This window comes from Polystyrenella longa, assembly GCF_007750395.1.
GTDB classification, from domain to species: domain Bacteria; phylum Planctomycetota; class Planctomycetia; order Planctomycetales; family Planctomycetaceae; genus Polystyrenella; species Polystyrenella longa.
Window position 1 is genome coordinate 1,830,291 of record NZ_CP036281.1, and the last position, 21,627, is coordinate 1,851,917.

18 protein-coding genes are annotated in these 21,627 nt (G+C 52.0%); 10 read left to right on the top strand and 8 right to left on the bottom strand.

What is annotated here, in order from left to right:
- The first annotated feature begins 105 nt into the window (after window positions 1-105).
- The 4 genes from Pla110_RS06880 to Pla110_RS06895 all read left to right on the top strand — a co-directional run bounded on the left by Pla110_RS06880 (window position 106) and on the right by Pla110_RS06895 (window position 4,273).
- Window positions 106-981 carry an FAD binding domain-containing protein gene (locus tag Pla110_RS06880; protein ID WP_144994551.1) on the top strand — a complete coding sequence of 292 codons (876 nt, stop codon included), beginning with the start codon at window positions 106-108 and terminating at the stop codon, window positions 979-981.
- An 88-nt stretch (window positions 982-1,069) separates the two neighbouring features.
- Window positions 1,070-1,558 carry a (2Fe-2S)-binding protein gene (locus Pla110_RS06885; protein WP_144994553.1) on the top strand — a complete coding sequence of 163 codons (489 nt, stop codon included), beginning with the start codon at window positions 1,070-1,072 and terminating at the stop codon, window positions 1,556-1,558.
- A 93-nt stretch (window positions 1,559-1,651) separates the two neighbouring features.
- Entirely contained in the window at window positions 1,652-3,940 is a 2,289-nt protein-coding gene (locus Pla110_RS06890; RefSeq protein ID WP_144994555.1) for a xanthine dehydrogenase family protein molybdopterin-binding subunit, read from the top strand.
- Window positions 3,941-4,009: 69 nt separating this feature from the next.
- Window positions 4,010-4,273 (top strand): MoaD/ThiS family protein, encoded by a 264-nt coding sequence (locus Pla110_RS06895; protein WP_144994557.1) that lies wholly within the window; start codon window positions 4,010-4,012, stop codon window positions 4,271-4,273.
- 102 nt (window positions 4,274-4,375) lie between these two features.
- On the opposite strand, the gene Pla110_RS06900 is transcribed toward Pla110_RS06895, so the two are convergent.
- Complete coding sequence (locus Pla110_RS06900) at window positions 4,376-4,768, bottom strand: response regulator (protein ID WP_144994559.1); 393 nt, start codon at window positions 4,766-4,768, stop codon at window positions 4,376-4,378.
- A gap of 604 nt (window positions 4,769-5,372) precedes the next feature.
- On the opposite strand from Pla110_RS06900, the gene Pla110_RS06905 reads away from it, so the two are divergent.
- A complete protein-coding gene (locus Pla110_RS06905) occupies window positions 5,373-6,656 on the top strand; it encodes an adenylosuccinate synthase (RefSeq protein WP_144994561.1) in 1,284 nt (427 codons plus the stop codon).
- 239 nt (window positions 6,657-6,895) lie between these two features.
- On the opposite strand, the gene Pla110_RS06910 is transcribed toward Pla110_RS06905, so the two are convergent.
- Window positions 6,896-7,327, bottom strand: a complete 432-nt coding sequence (locus Pla110_RS06910; protein ID WP_144994563.1) for an RbsD/FucU family protein — start codon at window positions 7,325-7,327, stop codon at window positions 6,896-6,898.
- Window positions 7,328-7,768: 441 nt separating this feature from the next.
- On the opposite strand from Pla110_RS06910, the gene sucC reads away from it, so the two are divergent.
- From sucC to Pla110_RS06925, 3 genes are all read left to right on the top strand, one after another.
- Window positions 7,769-8,956, top strand: coding sequence for an ADP-forming succinate--CoA ligase subunit beta (gene sucC, locus Pla110_RS06915; RefSeq protein ID WP_144994565.1), 1,188 nt, complete (start codon window positions 7,769-7,771; stop codon window positions 8,954-8,956).
- Window positions 8,957-9,069: 113 nt separating this feature from the next.
- Window positions 9,070-9,960, top strand: coding sequence for a succinate--CoA ligase subunit alpha (gene sucD, locus Pla110_RS06920; RefSeq protein WP_144994566.1), 891 nt, complete (start codon window positions 9,070-9,072; stop codon window positions 9,958-9,960).
- Between the two features lie 117 nt (window positions 9,961-10,077).
- Window positions 10,078-11,184: a serine hydrolase domain-containing protein gene (locus Pla110_RS06925; RefSeq protein WP_144994569.1), complete on the top strand. Its 1,107-nt coding sequence runs from the start codon at window positions 10,078-10,080 to the stop codon at window positions 11,182-11,184.
- 566 nt (window positions 11,185-11,750) lie between these two features.
- Here the strand turns inward: Pla110_RS06925 and Pla110_RS06930 are convergent.
- Window positions 11,751-12,839 (bottom strand): threonine aldolase family protein, encoded by a 1,089-nt coding sequence (locus Pla110_RS06930; RefSeq protein WP_231742938.1) that lies wholly within the window; start codon window positions 12,837-12,839, stop codon window positions 11,751-11,753.
- A gap of 228 nt (window positions 12,840-13,067) precedes the next feature.
- On the opposite strand from Pla110_RS06930, the gene hisD reads away from it, so the two are divergent.
- On the top strand, window positions 13,068-14,432 hold the full coding sequence (gene hisD / locus Pla110_RS06935; protein ID WP_144999619.1) for a histidinol dehydrogenase: 1,365 nt from the start codon (window positions 13,068-13,070) through the stop codon (window positions 14,430-14,432).
- 469 nt (window positions 14,433-14,901) lie between these two features.
- Here the strand turns inward: hisD and Pla110_RS06940 are convergent, their stop codons facing one another.
- The 3 genes from Pla110_RS06940 to nagB all read right to left on the bottom strand — a co-directional run bounded on the left by Pla110_RS06940 (window position 14,902) and on the right by nagB (window position 18,533).
- On the bottom strand, window positions 14,902-15,228 hold the full coding sequence (locus Pla110_RS06940) for a hypothetical protein (RefSeq protein WP_144994573.1): 327 nt from the start codon (window positions 15,226-15,228) through the stop codon (window positions 14,902-14,904).
- A gap of 103 nt (window positions 15,229-15,331) precedes the next feature.
- Window positions 15,332-16,483 carry a mandelate racemase/muconate lactonizing enzyme family protein gene (locus Pla110_RS06945; RefSeq protein WP_144994575.1) on the bottom strand — a complete coding sequence of 384 codons (1,152 nt, stop codon included), beginning with the start codon at window positions 16,481-16,483 and terminating at the stop codon, window positions 15,332-15,334.
- A gap of 139 nt (window positions 16,484-16,622) precedes the next feature.
- Complete coding sequence (nagB, locus tag Pla110_RS06950) at window positions 16,623-18,533, bottom strand: glucosamine-6-phosphate deaminase (protein WP_144994577.1); 1,911 nt, start codon at window positions 18,531-18,533, stop codon at window positions 16,623-16,625.
- Between the two features lie 475 nt (window positions 18,534-19,008).
- On the opposite strand from nagB, the gene Pla110_RS06955 reads away from it, so the two are divergent.
- Window positions 19,009-19,788, top strand: coding sequence for a PIG-L deacetylase family protein (locus tag Pla110_RS06955; RefSeq protein ID WP_144994579.1), 780 nt, complete (start codon window positions 19,009-19,011; stop codon window positions 19,786-19,788).
- A 16-nt stretch (window positions 19,789-19,804) separates the two neighbouring features.
- Here Pla110_RS06955 and Pla110_RS06960 read toward each other — a convergent pair whose 3' ends face one another.
- Window positions 19,805-20,488 (bottom strand): DUF2726 domain-containing protein, encoded by a 684-nt coding sequence (locus Pla110_RS06960; RefSeq protein ID WP_144999620.1) that lies wholly within the window; start codon window positions 20,486-20,488, stop codon window positions 19,805-19,807.
- A gap of 107 nt (window positions 20,489-20,595) precedes the next feature.
- The gene (ypfJ, locus tag Pla110_RS06965; protein ID WP_144994581.1) at window positions 20,596-21,456 is read right to left on the bottom strand and encodes a KPN_02809 family neutral zinc metallopeptidase; all 861 of its coding nucleotides are present in this window, start codon (window positions 21,454-21,456) and stop codon (window positions 20,596-20,598) included.
- Window positions 21,457-21,627: the final 171 nt, after the last annotated feature.

The window sequence follows — 21,627 nt, forward strand, 5'->3', positions numbered from 1 at the left end:
TGCGGTCTGCTTCAGTTTGCCGGCTGGTCGATGAATCATTAAAATCAACACGCTCTTTTCTCGATCATTTCATTTGTTATTAAACCCTTCCGGATATCGTCAGCAATGAGAAATTTTGAATACGAGGCTCCTGTGACTCTGGAGTCGGCGATTCAGCAGATCGCCGCAGGTAATGGTTCCGTCAGAGCTTTGGCGGGTGGTACCGACCTGATCGACCACATACGGACTGGTCGCTTGAAACCTGATCTGGTAGTCGACCTGAAAAAGATTCCCGAGTTGAACGTACTGGAATTATCCGCCGACGGCTTGAGACTGGGCGCTTCCGTCAGCTGTGCCCGAATTTATGGTGACGAAGAAATCTGCCGGGACTACTCAGCCCTGACTGACAGCTGCAATATCATTGGTGGTATTCAAGTACAGAACCGGGCATCCGTGGGTGGCAATTTATGCAACTCGGGTCCAGCGGCAGACAGCATTCCGGCCCTTATCGCGCTCAATGCCATCTGTGTGATTTCCGGACCGAATGGTACTCGAAAAGTTGCTGTCGCCGATTTCTGTACCGCTCCGAGTAAGAATGTACTGGAATCGGGCGAAATCCTTACTGAACTGGTAATGCCTGCTCGACCGGCGAATAGCGGGTCTCATTACCTGCGATTCATTCCGCGAAACGAAATGGACATCGCAGTCGTGGGTGTCGGAGCTTCAGTCACGTTGGATGAGTCAGGGGAGAAATTTCTCTCCGCTCGAATCGGTGTGGGAGCAGTGGCTCCTACTCCCTTGTTTGCTGAAAAAGCGGGCGAGCTTCTGGCAGGTTTGCCGGTGAACGAAGAATCGATCAACAAAGCTGCGGAAGCCGCGCAGGCTATTGCAACTCCCATTGATGACATGCGAGGCACCATCGAGTTCCGTAAACATGTGACCGGCGTGCTGACGAAACGTGCTTTGCAAGTTTCAATCGAACGCGCCCGTCAGCAGAAGTAGAGTCGACGCTCGTTACCTTCAGATTTAAATCCATATAAAACACATCACATTCGCATCTTCTCCTGTTCATAAAAAGGTTATTTCGGATATGGCCACGAAACGTGTTGTCTCCACCAGAATCAACGGACGTCCGGTTGAGTTTCTCTGCGAACCGCGACAGACGTTGCTGGAAGTATTGCGGGAGTCGCTCGATATGATCGGGACCAAGGAAGGTTGCTCAAACGGCAACTGTGGTGCGTGTACCGTGCTCGTCGAAGGAAAAGCGGTCGATAGCTGCCTCGTTCTGGCTATGGAAGTCGAAGGAGTTGATGTCGAAACCATCGAGGGCGTGGCAACCCCCGAAGGACTGCATCCACTTCAGCAGGCATTCCTGCAGGAAGCCGCGCTCCAATGCGGGATTTGTACTCCCGGTTTGATCATGTCGGCCAAGGCACTGTTGATCCAAAATCCGGACCCGACCGAAGAGGAAATTCGCTTTGCACTTGCAGGGAACCTCTGTCGATGTACGGGTTACGACAAAATCGTACGGGCCGTACAGTCGGCTGCGAAAATGACTGGCGATGCAGCCACTAACTAAGTCGCTCTAGAATCCGTTCGATACCACATTCAATTATTAGCGACGAACGTTTCCGTTCACCGTGACTTAATAAATAATCAGGAGACGCTGGATATGGCGACCGCAGAACACAAAAAAACGGGTGTGTCCTCCAACAGTAAATACAAAGTGATCGGTACGCGGCCCATTCGACCGGACGGCGTCGACAAGGTGACCGGCCGCGCCAAATATGGAGCCGATATCCGGCTGAGTGGTATGATTCATGGAGCGGTTCTGCGAAGCCCGCACGCCCATGCACTGGTCAAATCGATTGATACCAGCCGCGCGGAACAACTGGAAGGTGTTTTCGCAGTCACCACTCATAAAGACTTCCCGGATGCGACCGATAAAATTGCGGACCTGGGCGAAGGTGCCATCAATCTCAAACACTTAAGCAGTAATGTACTGGCTGATGAAAAGGTGTTGTATAAAGGGCATGCTGTAGCGGCAGTCGCAGCAGAGTCGATTCATATCGCAGAAGAAGCACTCGCGTTGATCCAGGTCGAGTATGAAGTACTTCCGCACGTGATTGATGTCCGTAAAGCAATGCAGGACGATGCTCCTATTCTGCTGGACAATCTTCGTCTGGAAGACATGAGCCCCGATTCGGTTCCTTCCGATAAACCTTCTAACATCGCCAAGAAATTCTTCTTCGAAGAGGGCGATCCCGAAGCCGCTTTTGCCAAAGCGAAAGTGGTCGTCGAACGCGAATTCACCACTTCTACTGTTCACCAGGGATACGTCGAACCGCATGCTTCGACCGCTGTCTGGTCAGCAGATGGCAAAGTGACCCTCTACACCTGTACTCAGGGAACCTTCTCTGTTCGGCATCAAGTGGCTGAATTACTGGGAATGCCTGTTTCCTACGTGAAAGTCATACCAACCGAAATCGGTGGTGGCTTTGGTGGAAAAATTACGGTTTATCTCGACCCGATCGCTGTCGTGCTGTCTCGCAAATCGGGACGACCAGTGCAAATGGTGATGGACCGTGCTTCTGTCTTTGAAGCAACCGGTCCCACTCCGGGCTCCTGGATGCGAGTCAAAATGGGTGCGGATGAAAATGGTAAACTGATCGCTGCGGAAGCCGAAATCGCTTTCGAAGCGGGAGCCTACCCCGGTTCCCCCATCGCCGCAGGTTGTATGTGCGTCTTTTCCTGCTACGAAATTCCGGACGGACGCATCATCGGATACGACGTTTGTGTGAACAAACCTCGTTCAGCCGCCTACCGTGCCCCGGGTTCTACCCAGGTTGCATACGCGACAGAAACTGTTGTCGACGAAATCTGCGAAAAACTAGGAATGGACCCGGCGGAATTTCGTTTGAATAACGCCGCCGTCGAGGGAACACGCCGTATCGATGGTGTGCAATATCCGCGAATCGGTCTGGTGGAGACAATCGAAGCAATTCAGCAAACGGAACATTGGAAAACACCACTGGAAGGCCCAAATCGAGGCCGAGGTATTGCTTCCGGTTATTGGATGAATGCCGGTTTGAAATCAGCAGTGACGGCGACCGTCAACGGTGATGGAAAAGTCGCTCTGGTGGAAGGTTCGACTGATATTGGCGGAAGCCGGGCATCTATTGCCATGCAGTTCGCCGAGACATTGGGCATCGCGATGGAAGATGTCATTCCCGCCGTCGTCGATACCGACAGCGTCGGTTACACCGATGTCACCGGGGGAAGCCGAGTCACTTACGCGACTGGCTGGGCCGCTTATGAAGCGGCGCTGGATATTCGTCGTCAATTCTGTACGCGCGCCGCCGAGTTCTGGGAAGTCGATCCTTCCGAGGTCACTTATGAGGATGGTGGCGTAAAAGGTCCTGGAGATAAATGGTACGGCTTTGTTGAACTAGCCGAACAGATTTCGAAAGTCAGTGAACCGGTCGTTGGTCGCGGAGTGTCCAATCACAACGAACCTGGTGGTGCCTTCGGGACTCACGCGGTCGACGTCGAAGTCGATCCGGACACCGGAAAGGTGACAATCCTCAAATACACTGCCGCACAGGATGTCGGAACAGCTATTCACCCCGCTTATGTCGAAGGACAAGTGCAGGGTGGTGTTGTCCAGGGAATCGGTTGGGCTCTCAACGAAGAATATTTCTACGATGATGCTGGTGTCATGCGAAATGCCAGCTACCTAGATTACCGGGTTCCGACTTGCTACGACTTGCCCATGATTGATGCTTTGTTGGTAGAAGTGCCCAACCCCGGACATCCGTACGGTGTGCGAGGCGTTGGTGAAGTCCCCATCGCTCCACCACCCGCTGCAATTGCCAATGCGATAAATCAGGCTATTGGTATTCGCATGCAACATCTACCCATGTCGCCTCCACACGTGCTTCATGAGATCCTGAAGAAATAATCCTGTCTGGAAAAGAATCAGGGGCCGCCCGGTCTCCTATAATGCCGGCGTCCTTTGCGGAGATGCTTTATGCCTCGCGTGTTTATTCCGCCCCATGTTCGTCGGTTGGTGGACGGACAGAAGCAAATTGAGGTAGAGGGGAGCACCGTGGAGAAGTTGGTCAGCAATCTGGACGCCCAATATCCGGGCGTACGGGAGGTGCTCTGTCTGGACGGGGCTTTAAAGCCGGGACTGGCAGTTGCAGTAGATGGCAGTATGTCCAATCGAGGTCTGCACCAGTCGGTTAAGCAGGAAAGTGAAGTGCACTTTCTCCCGGCAGTGGGTGGAGGCTGAGTGTTCACCTGCCATTCCACCCAGAAAAGATGATCTGCGTGAGGCTGATCCAATAGCGACGGATAAAAATCTCTCGTCGAATCTCAGTTGAATGAACGCAGTCTAATGAGCAGCATGCTCTTTGCTCATCAGTTCGTCGATACGCGTCAGCAGCAGGTCGAAATCGTAAGGCTTCGTAATGAAGTCATCGATTCCGCGCGATTCCGCGAATTCCCGATATCGTTGTTCGCACGAGGCGGTCACGATAATAATCTTGGGACTGCGAAACTTGCTTTTGCGAATGCGGTCGAGAACCAGGAAACCGCTTCGCTTAGGCATGACGACGTCGAGTACGATCAAATCCGGGTCATCTCGCTCAGAAGAGATTAAAGCCTGCTCTCCATCCCGTGCGACCAAGACTTCGTAACCACGATTCGTCAACGCTATTTGCAACGGTTCCAGTACCTGCTCATCATCGTCGACGAGTAGAATTCGATTCCGGTGTATTTCATTCATAATTGCACCTGTTTGCCCAGCCGTAACATGTCCCAGAGAACATGTAATTGAAAGTACAATTCAGACTCAAAAGAGGTTGTCCTGATCACGATTAAGAAAAGAATAATCAGGTTAGACAACTGTTCTACATAAATCTTACGACAATATTCAGCCAAAGTGACAGTTCGTTTACCCCAATACACTTCGGAATTTAAGAAATCTCTTCCTTGGCTGAACCTTAATCAAAGGGGTTTCCCTTATTATTCGGCGATTGCACCTGATGGAGATTCTCTCATTGGTGGAAAGAGAAGGGTTTTCAACAAATACCTCTTTTTCCCCACCATGCTGCCCCAAATTACAAAACAGAGTGTCGAATTCACGAAATCTTGATTTGCCGAGACCCCGGTTGCTTTCTATTCCGGGTACATGAGGATAACATCGTCTCACGGGTGTGCGTTTTCGTGCAGCCGTTTTTTTGTGTCTATGGCTTAGTTCAGGATTGTCCCAATTTATGCGGAATTTTCCTGGTTTTCGCTCTGCTTCCGATGCTTGAAAGTGGTTGAAGCGATGGCGTTCCTGGCCCCTATATGTTCGAAATTCATATCAGCTTTCGGAAGTGAGTGCGGTGTCTGCAACATCAATTATCGGTCTGCAATGGGGTGACGAAGCCAAAGGCAAAATTGTCGATCTGCTGACAGATCAACACGACATCGTCGTGCGATATCTGGGCGGGAACAATGCTGGCCATACCGTCGTCTTCGATGGCGAAACCTACAAACTTTCGATGCTTCCGGCTGGAATTCTGCATCCCGACAAAATGTCGGTGATCGCCACCGGCGTCGTGATTAATCCGGCCGATCTGCTTGTCGAAATGCAATCGATCATCGATCGCAAAGGACCGATTGATCCCGAAAAATTCCGCATCAGCGACCGAGCCCATATCATCTTCCCATACCACAAACTGGAAGAAGCCGCACTCGAACAAATGCGAAGTTCCGAGGCGATTGGAACCACGATGCGGGGAATCGGAACCTGCTATCGCGATAAAGCGGGCCGGACACATGCCATTCGTCTGGGAGATATGATTCGCCCGGAAGTCTTTCGTAAACGGCTCGAAGAGATCGTCCCGCAGAAAAACCGTATCCTCAAAGCGATGGGATACGACGGCCCTGATCTGAGCGTGGATGACATTTTCAATGAATACAATGTTTACGTCGAAAAACTGAAACCGTACGTTTGTGACACAACCGCACTTCTGCACAAAGCCATTAAGGCGGGTCAGAAACTACTGTTTGAAGGAGCCCAGGGAAGCCTGCTCGATATCGATCATGGTACGTTCCCGTATGTCACCTCTTCAAACAGCTCCGGATGTGGCGTTCATAATGGAAGTGGTGTTCCAGAACGCGTCATAAGCCGGATGATTGGGGTCGTGAAAGCGTACACGACCCGCGTCGGAGGAGGGCCGTTCCCGACAGAACTGCACGATGAAACCGGCGAACTTATTCGAAAAACGGGCAACGAGTACGGAACGGTCACAGGTCGTCCTCGTCGTTGTGGCTGGTTCGATGCCGTCGCAACCGGCTACGGAGCCCGTGTTAGCGGTGTTGATTGTCTCACCATTGCGTTGCTCGACGTTCTGGACGTAATGGACGAAGTGAAAATCTGCGAAGCCTACGATATCAATGGAGTTCGCACGACTGATTTCCCCAGCCAGATCGAAGACCTCGCCGCCGCGAAACCGATCTACCGCACTATGCCTGGTTGGAAAACAGACATCACCGGCATCCGAAATTACGACGATCTCCCCGAAGCGACTCGGAATTACATCGACGCGGTCGAAGCGATTATGGAAGTGCCAGTTGAAATCGTCTCCGTCGGCCCCGACCGCGAACAAACCATCATCCGATAAAGAATTCAAATCCTCCGCGCGCGAATGATTAACCACTTGATGGTTCGCGCGCGGATTTTTAATGCGCTAATGGTAATCACATTGATCATTGGCGCGCTCATGATTAAGAGCCTGATCTTTCGCGCACTGATAATGAACGGAATGATGGCTGGCGCGCTATTAGTTAGTAAATTGATCTTTCGCGTACTGGTCATCAATGGATAGAGAAGTTAAGCCGGTAGCACGCCATTGATTAGCCGCTATTCGACGACCACGCCTTTTTTAATGATGATGTTTGCGTAGAGTGCTGTCTCGCTCGTGGCGATGACGGCGTAGGCCGCTTTCGCACGATCGTAGAAGGCGAAGCGTTCGATCAGTTCCAGTTCTTTCTTTTCGCCTTCGTTGGTCTCGATGACCCGGCGGAAGTCTTTCCAGATCGTAGGTTCGGGCGTATTTTCGTCGACAGGTTGCATCACGCCGGCCGGTTGAGCGACGAAGGTATCGAGAGGCAGAAACTTCAGAACGGCATCCAGCACCGCTGGAACTCCATGACCGTCCGCCCGGACGATCCGCTGAGCGTGAGAGTCCGCAGGGAAGTTTCCATCGGCAATGACCAGTTCGTCCCCATGTCCCATTTTCATCAGGACATCCATCAATTCAGGGGTAATCAGATTCGGGACGCCTTTAAGCATGAGATTTGCCTTTCATCTATTGTGGTTTGGAATACGTGTTTGGAAATCTGAGTCGAACGCTGTTTCGATTCCAGATATCGTTCTGTATTCATCTTGATCGCGGAGTGTGGTCGCGGTGAGGAAGTCAGGAAAATCTACTCTACCGGCCCAGGTTGCCAGCTCGCAACGGCAGCGTGAAAATCGTCCCGGAGACAGAATGGTTCAACTTGGGCCCTGATCGTTTTCACCTGAGTGGAAGCCCGTACCGATAAACTTGGATCCCCGTCGAATTGACCGCTTGCCTTTGCTGGATTCGATCAATTGATCCAGCTATGATGTCGACCGAGCCGGCAGGTAGGTAGCCCTGTGGCCGTACGGTCATTCTGATAACCAGTCCGCAATCATGCTGTGAAAATGGCTGAGTGTGGGTTGTCTGGCAAGCAGACCAGGACAGGAAAATCGATGAAAATTCACGAATATCAGGCGAAGGAACTACTGGCGAAGGCGGGTGTCGCCGTTCCTCGCGGGATTGTCGCCAAAACTCCCGAAGAGGCCGCCGAAGCCTTCACGAAGCTGGGAGGAAGCCTGGCGGTCGTCAAGTCGCAAATCCATGCCGGCGGACGGGGTAAAGGTCGCTTCAAAGAAGAACCGGAACAAGCCGGGGTTGTCCTGGTGAAATCGGCGGAAGAAGCCAAAGAAAACGCCGCACGCATGCTGGGCAACACTCTGGTGACCATTCAGACGGGTGAAGAAGGCAAAACGGTGAGCACGCTCTTCGTTGAAGAAGGCCTGAATATCGCTCGCGAACTGTACCTGGGCGTCGTCGTCGACCGCGAAATGGGCGGAGCCGCATTAATGCTTTCTACAGAAGGGGGAATGGAGATCGAAGAGGTCGCCGAACATTCTCCCGAGAAAATCCTGAAAGCCCCCATCGATGCCGGTTACGGGCTGCATACTTTCCAGGCGACCAAACTCGCCTTTGAACTGGGGCTCGAAGGTCCTGCCATTCGCAGTGCTCAAAAGTTTTTGCCCAAGCTCTGCCGTTTCTTCCTCGACAACGACTGCAGCATGGCGGAAATCAACCCCCTGGTCGTAACAGGTGATGGAGAGCTGGTCGCACTCGACGCCAAAGTGACGTTTGATGACAATGCTCTGTTTCGTCACAAAAACTTCGAAGAACTGCGTGACCTCTCCGAAGAGGAACCGGCTGAAATCGAAGCGGATGAAGCGGGTCTGAGTTATGTCAAACTCGATGGGAACATTGGTTGTCTCGTCAACGGGGCTGGACTCGCGATGAGTACCATGGACCTGATTCAGTTCCACGGCGGCGAGCCAGCCAACTTCCTGGATGTAGGGGGCGGAGCAAACGTTGATCAAGTGACCGAGGCTTTCCGAATCATCCTTGCGGATGCCAATGTGAAAGCCGTGCTCGTCAATATCTTTGGCGGCATTATGAAGTGCGATACTATCGTGGAAGCACTTCTCTCGGCGTATGACAATATCGGTTTTTCCGTCCCACTTGTGGTGCGACTGGAAGGAACCAATGTGGAAAAAGCTCGCGAAATGCTCGAAAGCAGCGGGAAAAACATTATTACTGCCGTCGACCTGACTGATGCGGCAGAAAAAGTGGTAGGAACTCTTTCTGCCTGAATCACCCCTTCACTTCGAGCCTGTTTCAGCGTCTCTACCGGAATTGGATTTGAAAGAAACCCATTCCGGCGACGTGGGACGATAACTCACAACACAGCGGATAAATCGAAGCAATGAGCATTCTTGTCGATAAAGATACTCGCGTGGTCGTTCAGGGTATCACCGGTAAAGCCGGACTTTTTCACGCACAGCAATGTCGTGATTATGGAACGCCGATTGTTGGTGGTGTCACGCCGGGCAAGGGTGGAACGGAAGTCGATGGTTTCCCCGTTTTCAATACGGTCAGCGAATCCGTAGAAAAAGCGGGAGCGAACACGGCTCTGATCTTTGTTCCCCCTCCTTTCTGTGCCGACGCCATCATGGAAGCGGCCGATGCCGGGATTAAACTCATCATCGCCATCACAGAAGGGGTTCCCGTTCTGGACATGGTGAAAGCGAGTAACTACCTGGAGAAAAAAGATTGCCGGCTGATCGGCCCGAACTGTCCGGGTGTGATTACACCGGGAATTGCCAAAATCGGTATTATGCCCGGCTATATTCACAAACCGGGTACTGTCGGCGTGATCAGCAAATCAGGTACGCTTACTTACGAAGCAGCTTGGCAACTGGGTAACGTCGGCCTTGGTCAATCTACCGCCATCGGTATTGGTGGAGACCCGATCATCGGAACAACCTTCATCGACCTGCTGGAACTGTTTGAAAATGATCCCGGCACCGAAGCGATCATGATGATTGGTGAAATCGGTGGTAACCTGGAAATTCAGGCTGCCGAATACATCAAAAAGCATGTGACGAAACCAGTCGCCGGGTTCATCGCCGGTCAGACCGCTCCTCCGGGCAAACGAATGGGCCATGCTGGCGCAATCATCTCCGGTGGAAGTGGAACTGCCGCCGAAAAAATGGCCGCTCTGGAAGACGCCGGTGTCGTCGTCGCTGCTACGACCGCCGACATGGGAACTTCCATGCTCAAAGCGATCGAAAAAGCGAAGAAGTCGAAGAAGTAATCAACGAAGTCAACGAAGAAGACACTGCTGGGATTCCTGGTAGTGTCTTCTTTTTTTGTCTGGAATTTATCGCCGTCACACCCTTCAATTTTATCTCGTTTCAGGTCTGCCTAAATCATGACTGCATCCTCGTTACCTGAAACCGTTCGGATTATTGAAGAGACGACAGAGCAGGGGCTGCAGCGGGGATTCCAACTGTATGTTTCTCAATATGGAGAGATCGTTGCGGATGCAGGTTTTGGAGAAGCTCGCCCCGGAATCCCGATGACTTCGGATAGCATCACGCTCTGGCTGTCTGCCGGGAAACCGGTCACGGCCGTGGCCATACTCCAACTCTGGGAATCGGGGAGACTTGGCCTCGATGATCCCGTCCAGCAGCACATCCCCGAGTTCGCTGGCGAAGAGCGTGCTGAGATCACCATCCGGCACCTGCTGACGCACACTGTGGGAATTAAACAGATCGCTCATGGTTGGCCCCAGGTCAACTGGGAAACCATTATTGAGCGGATTTGTGACGCGCCTTTACTAGAAGAATGGCCACCCGGGAAACGAGCCGCTTATCAACCGTCACTGACCTGGTTTCTGCTCGGAGAGATTATCCAGCGCATCACGGGAAGAAACTTCAGCGACTACATCGGACAGCAGGTATTCCTACCCTGTGGGATGGAAGACAGCTGGAATGGCATGCCACAAGAAGTGTTCGACGGTTACGGTGACCGGATCAGCATGATGTACCAACGTGAGCGGAACGAATTAAAAACGCTCGACTGGCACGAGGGCGGACGTTGTACCGCTCCCAGCCCCGGTAGCAACTGTCGAGGCCCCGCTCGCGAGTTGGGGCGGTTTTACGAAATGTTACTCCATGGGGGCAAAGGGCCCGACGACATCAACGTCCTGAAGTCTACTACGGTGGAACTGATGACTCGTCGAGTGAGGGAGAACCTATTCGACGAGACACTGCAATTCCTCGTCGATTTTGGCCTGGGGGTGATTATCAATTCGAACCGATATGGGGCAGACAAGGTTCCTTACGGATTCGGTCCGTATGCCGGTGACCACGCTTTTGGGCATGGTGGTTCCCAATCGTCCATCGGATTCGCCGATCCGGACAACGGCCTGGTAATCGTTGCTATCGCCAATGGGATGGCGGGCGAACCGAAGCACCAGCGCCGCGCGCGGGCGATCAACGCTGCGATCTATGAAGATCTTGGTTTGCACGGATAACTGTTACCTGCGGCACTATTTTCTGACCGCTGACAAACCATGGTGCAGGCTGGACGACCGCAGAGAGCAGCCGTCGTCGCATGTCGTTTTGTAATCGCCTCGCTGCAGATGCTGTGCTGGCATCAATTTCGGACAAATTTCCGAATACCGCTTTTCTGGCCTCTCTTTTGCATGATTAAAACTCCCAACGGAAATAGCTACTGAACTCTTCGAAATGGACGACATGACATTCTGAACGGGGAATGATCGGAGTAATTATCCAAGTTTAGATGAGGGTATCGCAGTCTGCCCGGACGGATGTTGGCGGACAGTTGTGACAGAGTCAGTGGCGTAGAGGAAGGGGTAGCCCAATCGCCGGACGGAAAGCGGTTGTGTTGCTTCCATGTTCTCTTGAAGAGGCAGAAGCCGATTTCAAATGCAGTTACGAAACGTTGCCAGCCCATTGCATTGCGTTTCGGGAATCGCCTTTGAAGCAATCGGTGGCGAATGCAGCTTCTTTGCCCGAAGTCGTCCGTGCTTGAAAAGGCACGGGCGGCTTCATTTTTTGAGCTGATAAATCTTATCAGTTAACCTCGAGAGTACGGTCCATTGGCGGCAACGGGAAGATTTGTCAGATCTTCTTTCATCGCGACGGCCACCTGTCGAGCCGCTTCGCGGGCGTCGTCAGCACTGATTCCAATGTAAAAGCAGGCCCGGAGGCGATGGGAACCCATGGCTCCCACGCCGATTCCCAGTTCACTTAACCGGGCGCCTAATTGCGACGCATATCCCAACTTGGGATCGATATCAAAGAAGACCAGGTTCGTTTCGACCTGATCGACATCGACGGTGATTCCGGGAACAGTCGCAACTTCCTCCGCGAAGATGCGAGCGTGGTCATGATCTTCCTGTAATCGGTCAATCTGATGATCTAACGCATACTGAGCCGCGGCGGCGAACATACCGGCTTGTCGCAGGGCGCCGCCGAAAATCTTACGGGCTCTTCGCGCTTTCTGAATGTCTGACTGTGATCCAACCAGAATCGATCCGATCGGGCAACCGAGTCCTTTGGAGAAGCAGAGCGAAATCGTGTCGATGTGCTGGCAAGCGTCGGCAGGAGAATATCCCTGCGAGACAACGGCGTTGAAAAATCGGGCTCCGTCCATGTGAACTTTCAAACCCTGTTCGTGAGCCCACTGGCCGAGGCGATTCAGATGTTCCTGTGAATAACTGATGCCTCCGCCCGCGTTGGTGGTATTTTCGATGCAGAGGAGACGCGAGGGTGTCAGGTGCTGGTCGTCGGCTCGTAGCATTCCGGCCAGGTCTTCGACATCAATTCGTCCCTGGTCGCCCGCGATAAACCGGGTAGAGACCCCGCTTAGAATTGCTGGTGCTCCTGCTTCCCAGCTCCCAATGTGGGCTTTCTCTTCCAAAATAATTTCGTCGCCACGTTGCGTGTGTGCCCAGACGCCCATCTGATTGGACTGAGTTCCCGAACAGGCGATCACAGCTGCTTCTTTACCGAACATCTGGGCGACATGCGCCTCCAATTTGTTAACGGTGGGGTCTTCGCCCGTCATGTCATCACCCAGTTCAGCCTCGATCATTGCCTGTTTCATGGCGGAGGTTGGGAGTGATTTCGTGTCACTGCGGAGATCAACAGCGTAAGAGGCCATCGGGCGTATTCTTTCTGAGAGACTTTAAGCGGGCAGGGAAGCGAGCGGAGAAGTCCAGATTTCGGACTTGGGGAGCGGCTTTACGCACAATCTAACGCATCGAGTCCCCGGCTGTAAACGTACACCCCGTACTGGCTAACACTCCAGCGATTGTTTACACTCTCAAACGAGGAATTGTAGCCCTGATTGCCATCTGATTTCCAATACCTGATTGAAAACCGAGTGACGATGTCCGACCTGAACCTGACGACCATTAATTGCCGCGAAGACGATGCCCGCCAACTGTTTACTGAGCTCCGTGAGAAGCTGAGCCCCCGTGGGGATATCGTTTCTGAGGCAGGTCGCCAACGGACAATTGAACTCTTCGGTGAGCCTCTCACCCCGCAGCAGGTCGTCGAGCGGATCTGTGCCGACATTCGTTCCGAGGGATTGCCCGCCCTGTTATCGTATTCCCAAAAACTGGATCCGAAAGAGGTGACGGCGGAGACGATGGTCGTGACGCCGGAGGAAATGGAAGCGGCCCACGCTAAAGCCGCCCCCGAGTATCTGGAAACGATTCGTCGCATTCGTAAGAACATTGTCGAATTTCAGGAAGCGATTCTGACCAGCGACGTCAAATTACTCAAAGAAGAAGGGGAAGCCCGCATCGATTTGCGACAGCGCTATCTCCCGCTCCGACGCATCGGGATTTGTGTGCCGGGTGGTGCGGCTGCGTATCCTTCCACACTGCTCATGACGGCCGTTCCCGCACAGGTCGCTGGTGTTAAAGAGATTGTCGTCGTCGTTCCTCCCACTGATTTCGGTGGATACAATGTCGACCTGCTTGCTGCCTGCCATGAACTGGGAATTAAAGAAGTCTACCGAGTCGGTGGAGCTCAGGCTGTGGCGGCCCTGGCCTATGGCGTCGAAGGGATTGAACGGGTTGATAAAATTGTCGGACCGGGCAACTTGTTCGTCGCCCTGGCCAAACGGCATGTCTTCGGTGAAGTCGACATCGACAGCATCGCCGGACCCAGTGAAGTGATTGTTCTGGCTGATGAAACGGCCAACCCCGCGTACATCGCCAGCGACTTGATCTCCCAGGCGGAACACTCACCCGGTTCCGGGGTCCTCATCACCTGGCACGAGCCACTCATTGAACAAACTCGTACGGAGCTGATTAAACAGCTCGCCGATTTGCCGCGTGGTGATCTGGCTCGCCAGAGTATGGAAGAACTGGGGGCACTGATTCTGGCCAAGGATGAAGAGGAAGCCGCCGAGCTCACGGATCTTCTTGCCCCCGAACACCTGCACATTTCGATGTCGGAACCGGAAGGGATGCTGGCCAAAATTCAGAACGCCGGTGCGATCTTCATGGGACACTACACGCCAGTTGCCTTGGGTGACTATGTCGCTGGCCCCTCGCATGTGTTGCCTACGGGGGGGACTGCCCGCTTTGCCAACGGTCTCTGCTCGAACGACTTTCTTAAACGATCATCCGTGATCTATTACAACGAACCTGCCCTCAAACTTCACGCCAACGACGTCCGCGACATGGCGGCCAAAGAAGGCCTGACCGCGCACAGTGCGAGTGTCGATATTCGGTTGAAGTAGACATAGTACGTCGGGACGCTAAGCACATTTCAACGTGTAGCTTGTTACTCCGCCTTCAGGAATCCTCTTACATCATATCCTCTTGCATTATTTCGATATGGGTAAGTGAATTGTCGAGGATGAACGTTACTGGGCCGATGATCATCAGACAGACGGCGGCGACTGCAGAAATTGTGAACGGTTTCCAGGCTTAGTTCCAGTAACGGTTAACTTCCCAGTATGCCGACGATGTACAAAAAAATTCCACCACTCCAACAGATAGTGGGATTTTGCGAAATGTCCTACCGCTGAATTGCATAGACGAGAACGAAGAAGGGGATAAAGAGACAGAATAGTCCCCGTATAAGAGTCTCTTAGAAGGCGATGTTGACGCCCCAAATCTAGCCAGAAAGAATCAACAGAAAGAAGATGAACATTAAGAAACTAAAAATGCCGGCATGACACTGTTTCAGAATTGCTTTTTCCGAAACTAAATCACTTGCATGAAAGGGCTTTCTATCGAAACATTAACGTTTCGTTTTTTGGCCTCAGGACGGTCAACGGGCCCATGAATAATTGTGGCTGTAATACAGAAGAAGAAAAAGAAAAAGACTGATGACAGAATCAGAAAAACAGGGTATTTCGCTTTATCCCATTGATACATTATAAATCCGGTCATGCTGCCAGGTGTGAGAATGTACTGCCAAGGTTCTTTAATGTTCTGGTAGTAGGCCACGATGAGCCACACAATTCCACCGATCCCAACGGGAATACAGCCGATACCCATATAGAGAATGAGGTCCGCGATTAATTTCATTGAAAACTTCTCGATAAAATCAATGATAGGAATGAGATACAAAGTGTTTGTTTGATGTCACTTTCAAAAACGACCTATTCCCAATCTACCTGCTAGCTTCTTATCAATACAGCCCCATTGTTGCTCCGCCTAGCAGATTCTTCATCGTATATTCTTCGATCAAGGTCCAGTCGGGTGTGACGCCCATACCGGGTTTGTCAGTGATCGAGATGGTGGGGAAGTCGATCACGAGTGGGTCCTCGACCAAGCGGACTTGGTGGTAAGCGGGGCCCATGATGTCGCCCGGATATTTTTCGACGTTCATGTTGGCGGCACCGACGACCAGATGACACATCGGAGCCGAGGCGATATCCCACTCCAGGTTGGAACCGATGCTGCAGGCGACGCCATGTTCTTCGGCCAGTTTGACGATTTCTAAGGATTTCCGCAGGCCGCCGTTTTTGCCAGGGTACACGCTGATAACGTCGCATGCTTCGTGACGTAGACACTCACGCGCGTCGGCCAGATCGAAGCAGATGTCGTCTGCCATCACCTCCGGTTTGATTGCTTTGCGAACATCGGCAAGTGCTTTGAAATCTCCTCGAGTGGTTGGCTGCTCAAAGAGAGCGACATTGCAGTCGTCGACCGCCTCCGCCATTTTGATAGCCGTGGGACCATCGAATCCACAGTTGGCGTCCATCACCATTTCGAGGTCAGGGCCAATTGCTTCCCGGACTGTCTTGATGCGTTCGATATCTTTTTCAAGATTCGTACCGACTTTGACTTTGATCGTGGTGAATCCTAGTGCAACGAGTTCCTTGGCTCGATTGAATGCCCGCTCCGGATCGTAAGCACCCATAGAGAACCGACAGGGAATCTTGAGTGACCGGGCGGCACCGCCGATTAATTCGTAAACAGGCTTTCCCTGATCTTTGCCTTGAATATCCCAGCAGGCATTTTCAATCGCACACTTGGCGAACCAGTTACCATAGGCGATCTGGTCCATGATTTTGTCGAGCCCTTCGATGTCGTAGGGATCGTGTCCGATCAATGCTGGAGCGAACATGTTCTCGATAATAGCCGCGGTTCCCCAGACCGTTTCTCCACTCCAGCAGGCGGTGATACTCGCTTCGCCCACGCCATCGATATCGGCATCGGTTTCAACTCGGACGATGACGTATTCAGAGACTTCGTATTGACCGAGCGCCGAGATCATTTTGAATTCCGGTTTCAAAGGAACACGGACAGGGTAGGTCGTAATACGAGTAATTTTCATAGAGGTGATTCCAGCGAAGGGAAAATGAAGTGCGCAAAAAAAAGGTTCAGCAAATTTGCTGAACCTTTTATATCAAAGACGGTTTATCGAAGCGACCTTAGCGGGCCACACTTGTGTTTTTCCGTTAGCAGTTACTCTTTTACAACTGTCCGCGGTATTGGACGAAGCCTTCCAGGGCGTAGAACTCGGGGAGGCCAAGTTCGTCATACACGCGTGCCGTGGATGTGGTGCGGTCTTCGGCGCGGACCCAGAACTCGCGTGCGTCGCTACCTGGGAAGAGAGCCTGATCTTTCTGTGATTCGTGAGCGAAGATTGCCGTTCGTTTGCGATGAACGACGGCTGGTGAAAGTGGAACAGCCCGTTCGATTTCGTGCGGTTCGTATTCTTCCCAGGCACCTCGGTACAACCAGACTTCGGTTTCGATGCCTTCCGCTTTAACGACATCGAGGGCTTTGATAATCGCCTGAGCACAGACACGGTGAGTTCCGTGTGGGTCGGACAGATCGCCAGCGACGTAAATCTGATCCGGTTTCAGTTCACGGAGCAGGTTCGCGACGATCTCGACATCGGCTTCTCCAATAGGATTCTTTTTCACATCCCCCGTCTGATAGAAAGGCATGTCGAGGAAGTGCAGTTTTGATTCCGGAACTCCTGCCTGAATTGCTCCGGCAGCCGCTTCGGTTTTACGAATCAACCCTTTTATAGATTGAATCTCGGGAGAGTCAGGTTCGCCAGCAATTTTCTCTTCGAGGTCACTCATCAGCTTTTTGTAGAGTTGAGCAGTTTCGCCTGAATCGAGTTTGAACAGTTCCAGGAATTGATTCACAAACTTGGTGTGTCGGCTGGCATCTTCGTCGAAGACGGCGATATTTCCGCTGGTCATGTAAGCGATGTGCATGTCATGACCTTGATCGGCCAGAGTGATCAACGTACCACCCATGGAGATGACGTCATCGTCCGGGTGCGGGCTGAAGCAGATCGCCGTGATCGGTTTGTCGCCACCCGGTTTATTGCAGATGCCGCTTTGCATGTCGAGGAAGACTTCATGGACGATCTCTTCACACGATTTGTTGCATGCTCGCAGCAGGTTAATCAGGTGATTCTCCATGAAGTCCGCTTCTTCCAGTTTCAGCAATGGTTTTTTAACCCGTTGCGACAACCAGATGACGGCTTTCTTAACCAGCAGCGGTGTCCATTCGACAAGTCCGGCCATCCACGGAATGCGGACAGCGGTCAGCTGGCTGGCTGCGGCGGAGTCGATGACAAACATCGAATTCGGATGTTTCTGCAGGAAGGTCGAAGGAACCTGGTCAGTGACTTCGTCTTCAACGGCAATCCGAGTAATCTTGGATTTGTGTTCTCCGAGAGCCAGCATAATGATCTGCCGGGCGTTCATGATGGTGTTAACACCCATCGTGACAGCCTGCATCGGCACATTTTCCTCACCGTAGAATTCGCCGGCGGCATCTTTACGGGTTTTAGGATCGAGGGCTACCAGGCGAGTTGTTGAGTTCCGAGAGCTACCTGGTTCATTGAAACCGATGTGCCCGGTTCGACCGATCCCGAGCAGTTGGATATCGAGCCCACCCGCTTCCTGAATTTTGCGTTCGTAATCGTCACACCAGGCTTCGACCTTTGCCAGGGGAACCGTTCCATCGGGAATGTGAACGTTCTCTTTGGGGATGTTGATGTGATGGAACAGGTTTTCCCACATGAAGCGGTTATAGCTGTGGATCGAATCTGGTTCCATTGGCCAGTATTCATCGAGGTTGAAAGTCAGTACGTTGGTAAAGTCGAGACCTTCTTCTTCGTGCAGACGAATAAGCTCGCGGTAGACACCAATCGGGGTCGAACCGGTCGCGAGACCCAGAACGGCGTTTTGACCGGCCCCCTTTTTTTCGCGGATCAAGGTGGCAATCTGACCAGCCACATAACGATCCACTTCTTCCGATAGTTCAAACGCCAAGGTGGGCATCTTGGTGTGATGAATCCGCCGCGGTTGCGGAGCTGTTTGAGAAGAATCCGAGGTCGGGATCGTCGATTGAGACATCTGTTTTCTGTTCCTGATTGAATTTCTGGTTTCTGTGACGAGCACAGAGAGCAACTTACTACTGGCTTGTTAAGATTCTTTGACCACACGGTATGATTCGGTGGACGGTTGTCAGTTCGCCGGTCGACTTCCGAATAATCGTTGATGGCAGTCGGCCATTGCTAATTCTTGCCGTGACCGCTTCGTGTCACGTTGGGGCAGGGAAGAGGTTGGAAAGACATTCTGAGAGGAGACTGTTTCTTTTTGCGGGAATGTCATTTATCTTAGCGACTTACCGCCTTCCCCGTACCATGTCATTCCCTCAGTTTGGTTCGGCGTCTTCCGGTGGGCAGATGCCTTCTTCGGGACGGGTAGAACCGGTCTGAACTCAGTTTTCGGATAGTGTTTAAATGTTCCCTGCTTTTTGCCGGAACGACCCACTGATTTCCTGTTTCCGCTGACTCTTCTATCAAAACTGGAAAGAGAACATATTTCAATGTCTCACAGCTCAAAAACACCTCGAATTCTGGCTATTCATGCTCATCCTGACGATATTGAGATTTTGTGCGCTGGAACTTTGATCCGACTTCAGGAAGCGGGCTGCGAGATCCACCTGAGAACCATGACTGCGGGAGATTGCGGTAGTGCGGAAATGTCGGCCGAACACATCGCCCGCAAACGCCTGCAGGAGGCCCAGGCGGCCGCCGATTTGATGGGAGCCAGTTACGATTGTCTTCATTTTCTGGACCTGCAAATTGTTCACGATAATGAAAGTCGCCGCCGCGTGACGGAAGAACTGCGACAAGTTCAACCTGACATTGTCATCACCGCTCCGCCAGTCGACTACATGAGCGACCACGAAATGACCAGTCGTCTGGTCCGCGACGCCTGCTTCAACGCGGCCGTCCCAAATTACGACACCCAGGCGGAAAGTCCGGCTCTTCCGATGAGTCAAATCCCGTATCTTTATTTTGTCGATCCAGTGGGAGGTGTCGACTACTACGACAATCCGATCGACCCCGAGTTTATCATCGATGTCAGCCGTCAATTTGAACTCAAACAGAAAATGCTCGCCTGCCACGAAAGCCAGCGGGCCTGGCTTCGCAAACAGCATGGCATGGACGAGTACCTGGAAAGCAGCCTCCGCTGGAGCGAAACCCGAGGTTCCCAGATCAAAGCCCAATACGGCGAAGGCTTTCGCCAGTACAAAGGACACCCCTATCCCCACGATAATCTGATTCAGGAAATCCTAGGGCAGGGACCGTTGGTGGTGTGAGAATAATGTAAGGCCATTATAACGCTGGCATTACACCCTTACAGGACGGGTAATTATCGCATCCCCAGAATTTTTGACCCTTCTTCTCACCACGAGATGCCGTCCTCAATTTCATATGGGACTGGCATTTGGGACAGAGAGGTGTTGCAGTCCTTTCGGTAGTTTGTGGAGTCGAATTTTCTACAATCGAGTGTGATTGGCCATTAATGTGAACTAAAATGATATTGCGAAGCTCAGAAATAGAGTAGCTCTTTGCTGCTCGCACTCGTAAGAGAGCAATTCCAGTCGACTCGCATATCTCTTTCAAAAAATCATCGCGTTCGATCGTCTTCTTGTTGGTTCGATGTGAGGAATCATCAAGTTCAATAATAAGTTGTGGCTTCATAGTTTGGGGAGAGCACAATAAAAAATCGACATGCTTACGATCTATTTTATTCCTTTTAGTGATGTACTCTTCGTCGTTGGTGGGCTGAAAAATGTCAATCCAACGTACTTTCGTTGCCAGAAAATAGTCATCTCCAATTGCGGAAACGAGGCAATGGTGAAATGAGAGTTCCGCCGGAGTATGTAAACTGTCTTTCAGCGAATACGTAAGCTTCTTTCCTGCTGTTTCTTCATTACTATCAGATCGATTAAGTCTGAATCCGACGAAATCAAGTAAAGCGACGAGGCATCCCTGAGGCTGAGAAATCTGGTTCATCGGCGAACTTTTCGCTTGGAAATGTATCGTAAATGAGTTAGCTGGATTGGCAGCACAAGTAGACGTGTGGTGATATTAATTAAGAGATGGTGTTGAATTCAACAATGTCAGAGCTCATCATAATCCAATTCGAATGTGTCACCTGCTTTGATATCGCCCGACTTTAAGCCTTTGAGAAACCAGCGGGTTCTTTGTTCGGAGGTGCCGTGCGTGAAGGACTCGGGGACTACGTACCCGCGACCTTGCATTTGCAGCCGGTCGTCGCCGATGGCGGAAGCAGCTGTGAGCGCTTCTTCAATATCCCCCTCTTCGAGAATCTGCCAGTTCTGCTGAGCATGATGGGCCCAGACTCCGGCGAGAAAATCGGCCTGTAATTCCAATCGGACGGAAAGTTCGTTCGCCTGTTCTTCGCCAGCCTGCTGTTGCAGTCGGTGGACTCGATTGCTGATGCCCAGCAGATTCTGGACATGATGCCCCACTTCATGGGCGATGACGTAAGCTTGTGCAAAGTCACCGGGGGCGTTTAAACGGCGTTCCATCTCTTCATAAAAGCTGAGATCGATATAAACTTGCTGGTCTGCGGGGCAGTAGAAGGGGCCTGTGGCTGCCTGCTGAAATCCACAAGCGGACTGCACGCGTTCACGGAAAAGGACGAGTTTGGGGTCGCGGTAATTACTGCCCATCTGAGAGAACAGATCGGCCCAGACTTCTTCGGTATCGGCTAAAACGACGGAGACGAATTGAGCCAGTCGATCTTCTTCTGGATCGATCTGATTAGCACCCGCTCCAGGAGCCTGCGGATTGTTGGCCTGCTGTTGCATCAATTGTTGTGGATCGCCACCCATCAAAAGATAGATGATGATGATTGCAATTCCCAACACGCCCCCTCCGGCAAAGACGGGGCCTCGAGTCCGTTGACCTCGACGGTCTTCCACATTACTGCTGCCGCGTCGTCCCTTCCAGCGCATAGTAACTTCCCTTTATCAAATCTTATCCAGGGTAATCGTGGTGGTATTGCGAGTCCGAGGATTCATTCTGCTTTAAACTGGAGTGAAACTCGGAGCCGCCAGCGTGAACTGTCTTGCGCTCTAGAGAGCGAGAGCCTGCTGACATGTGCCTTTATGATAACTGGGCCCACC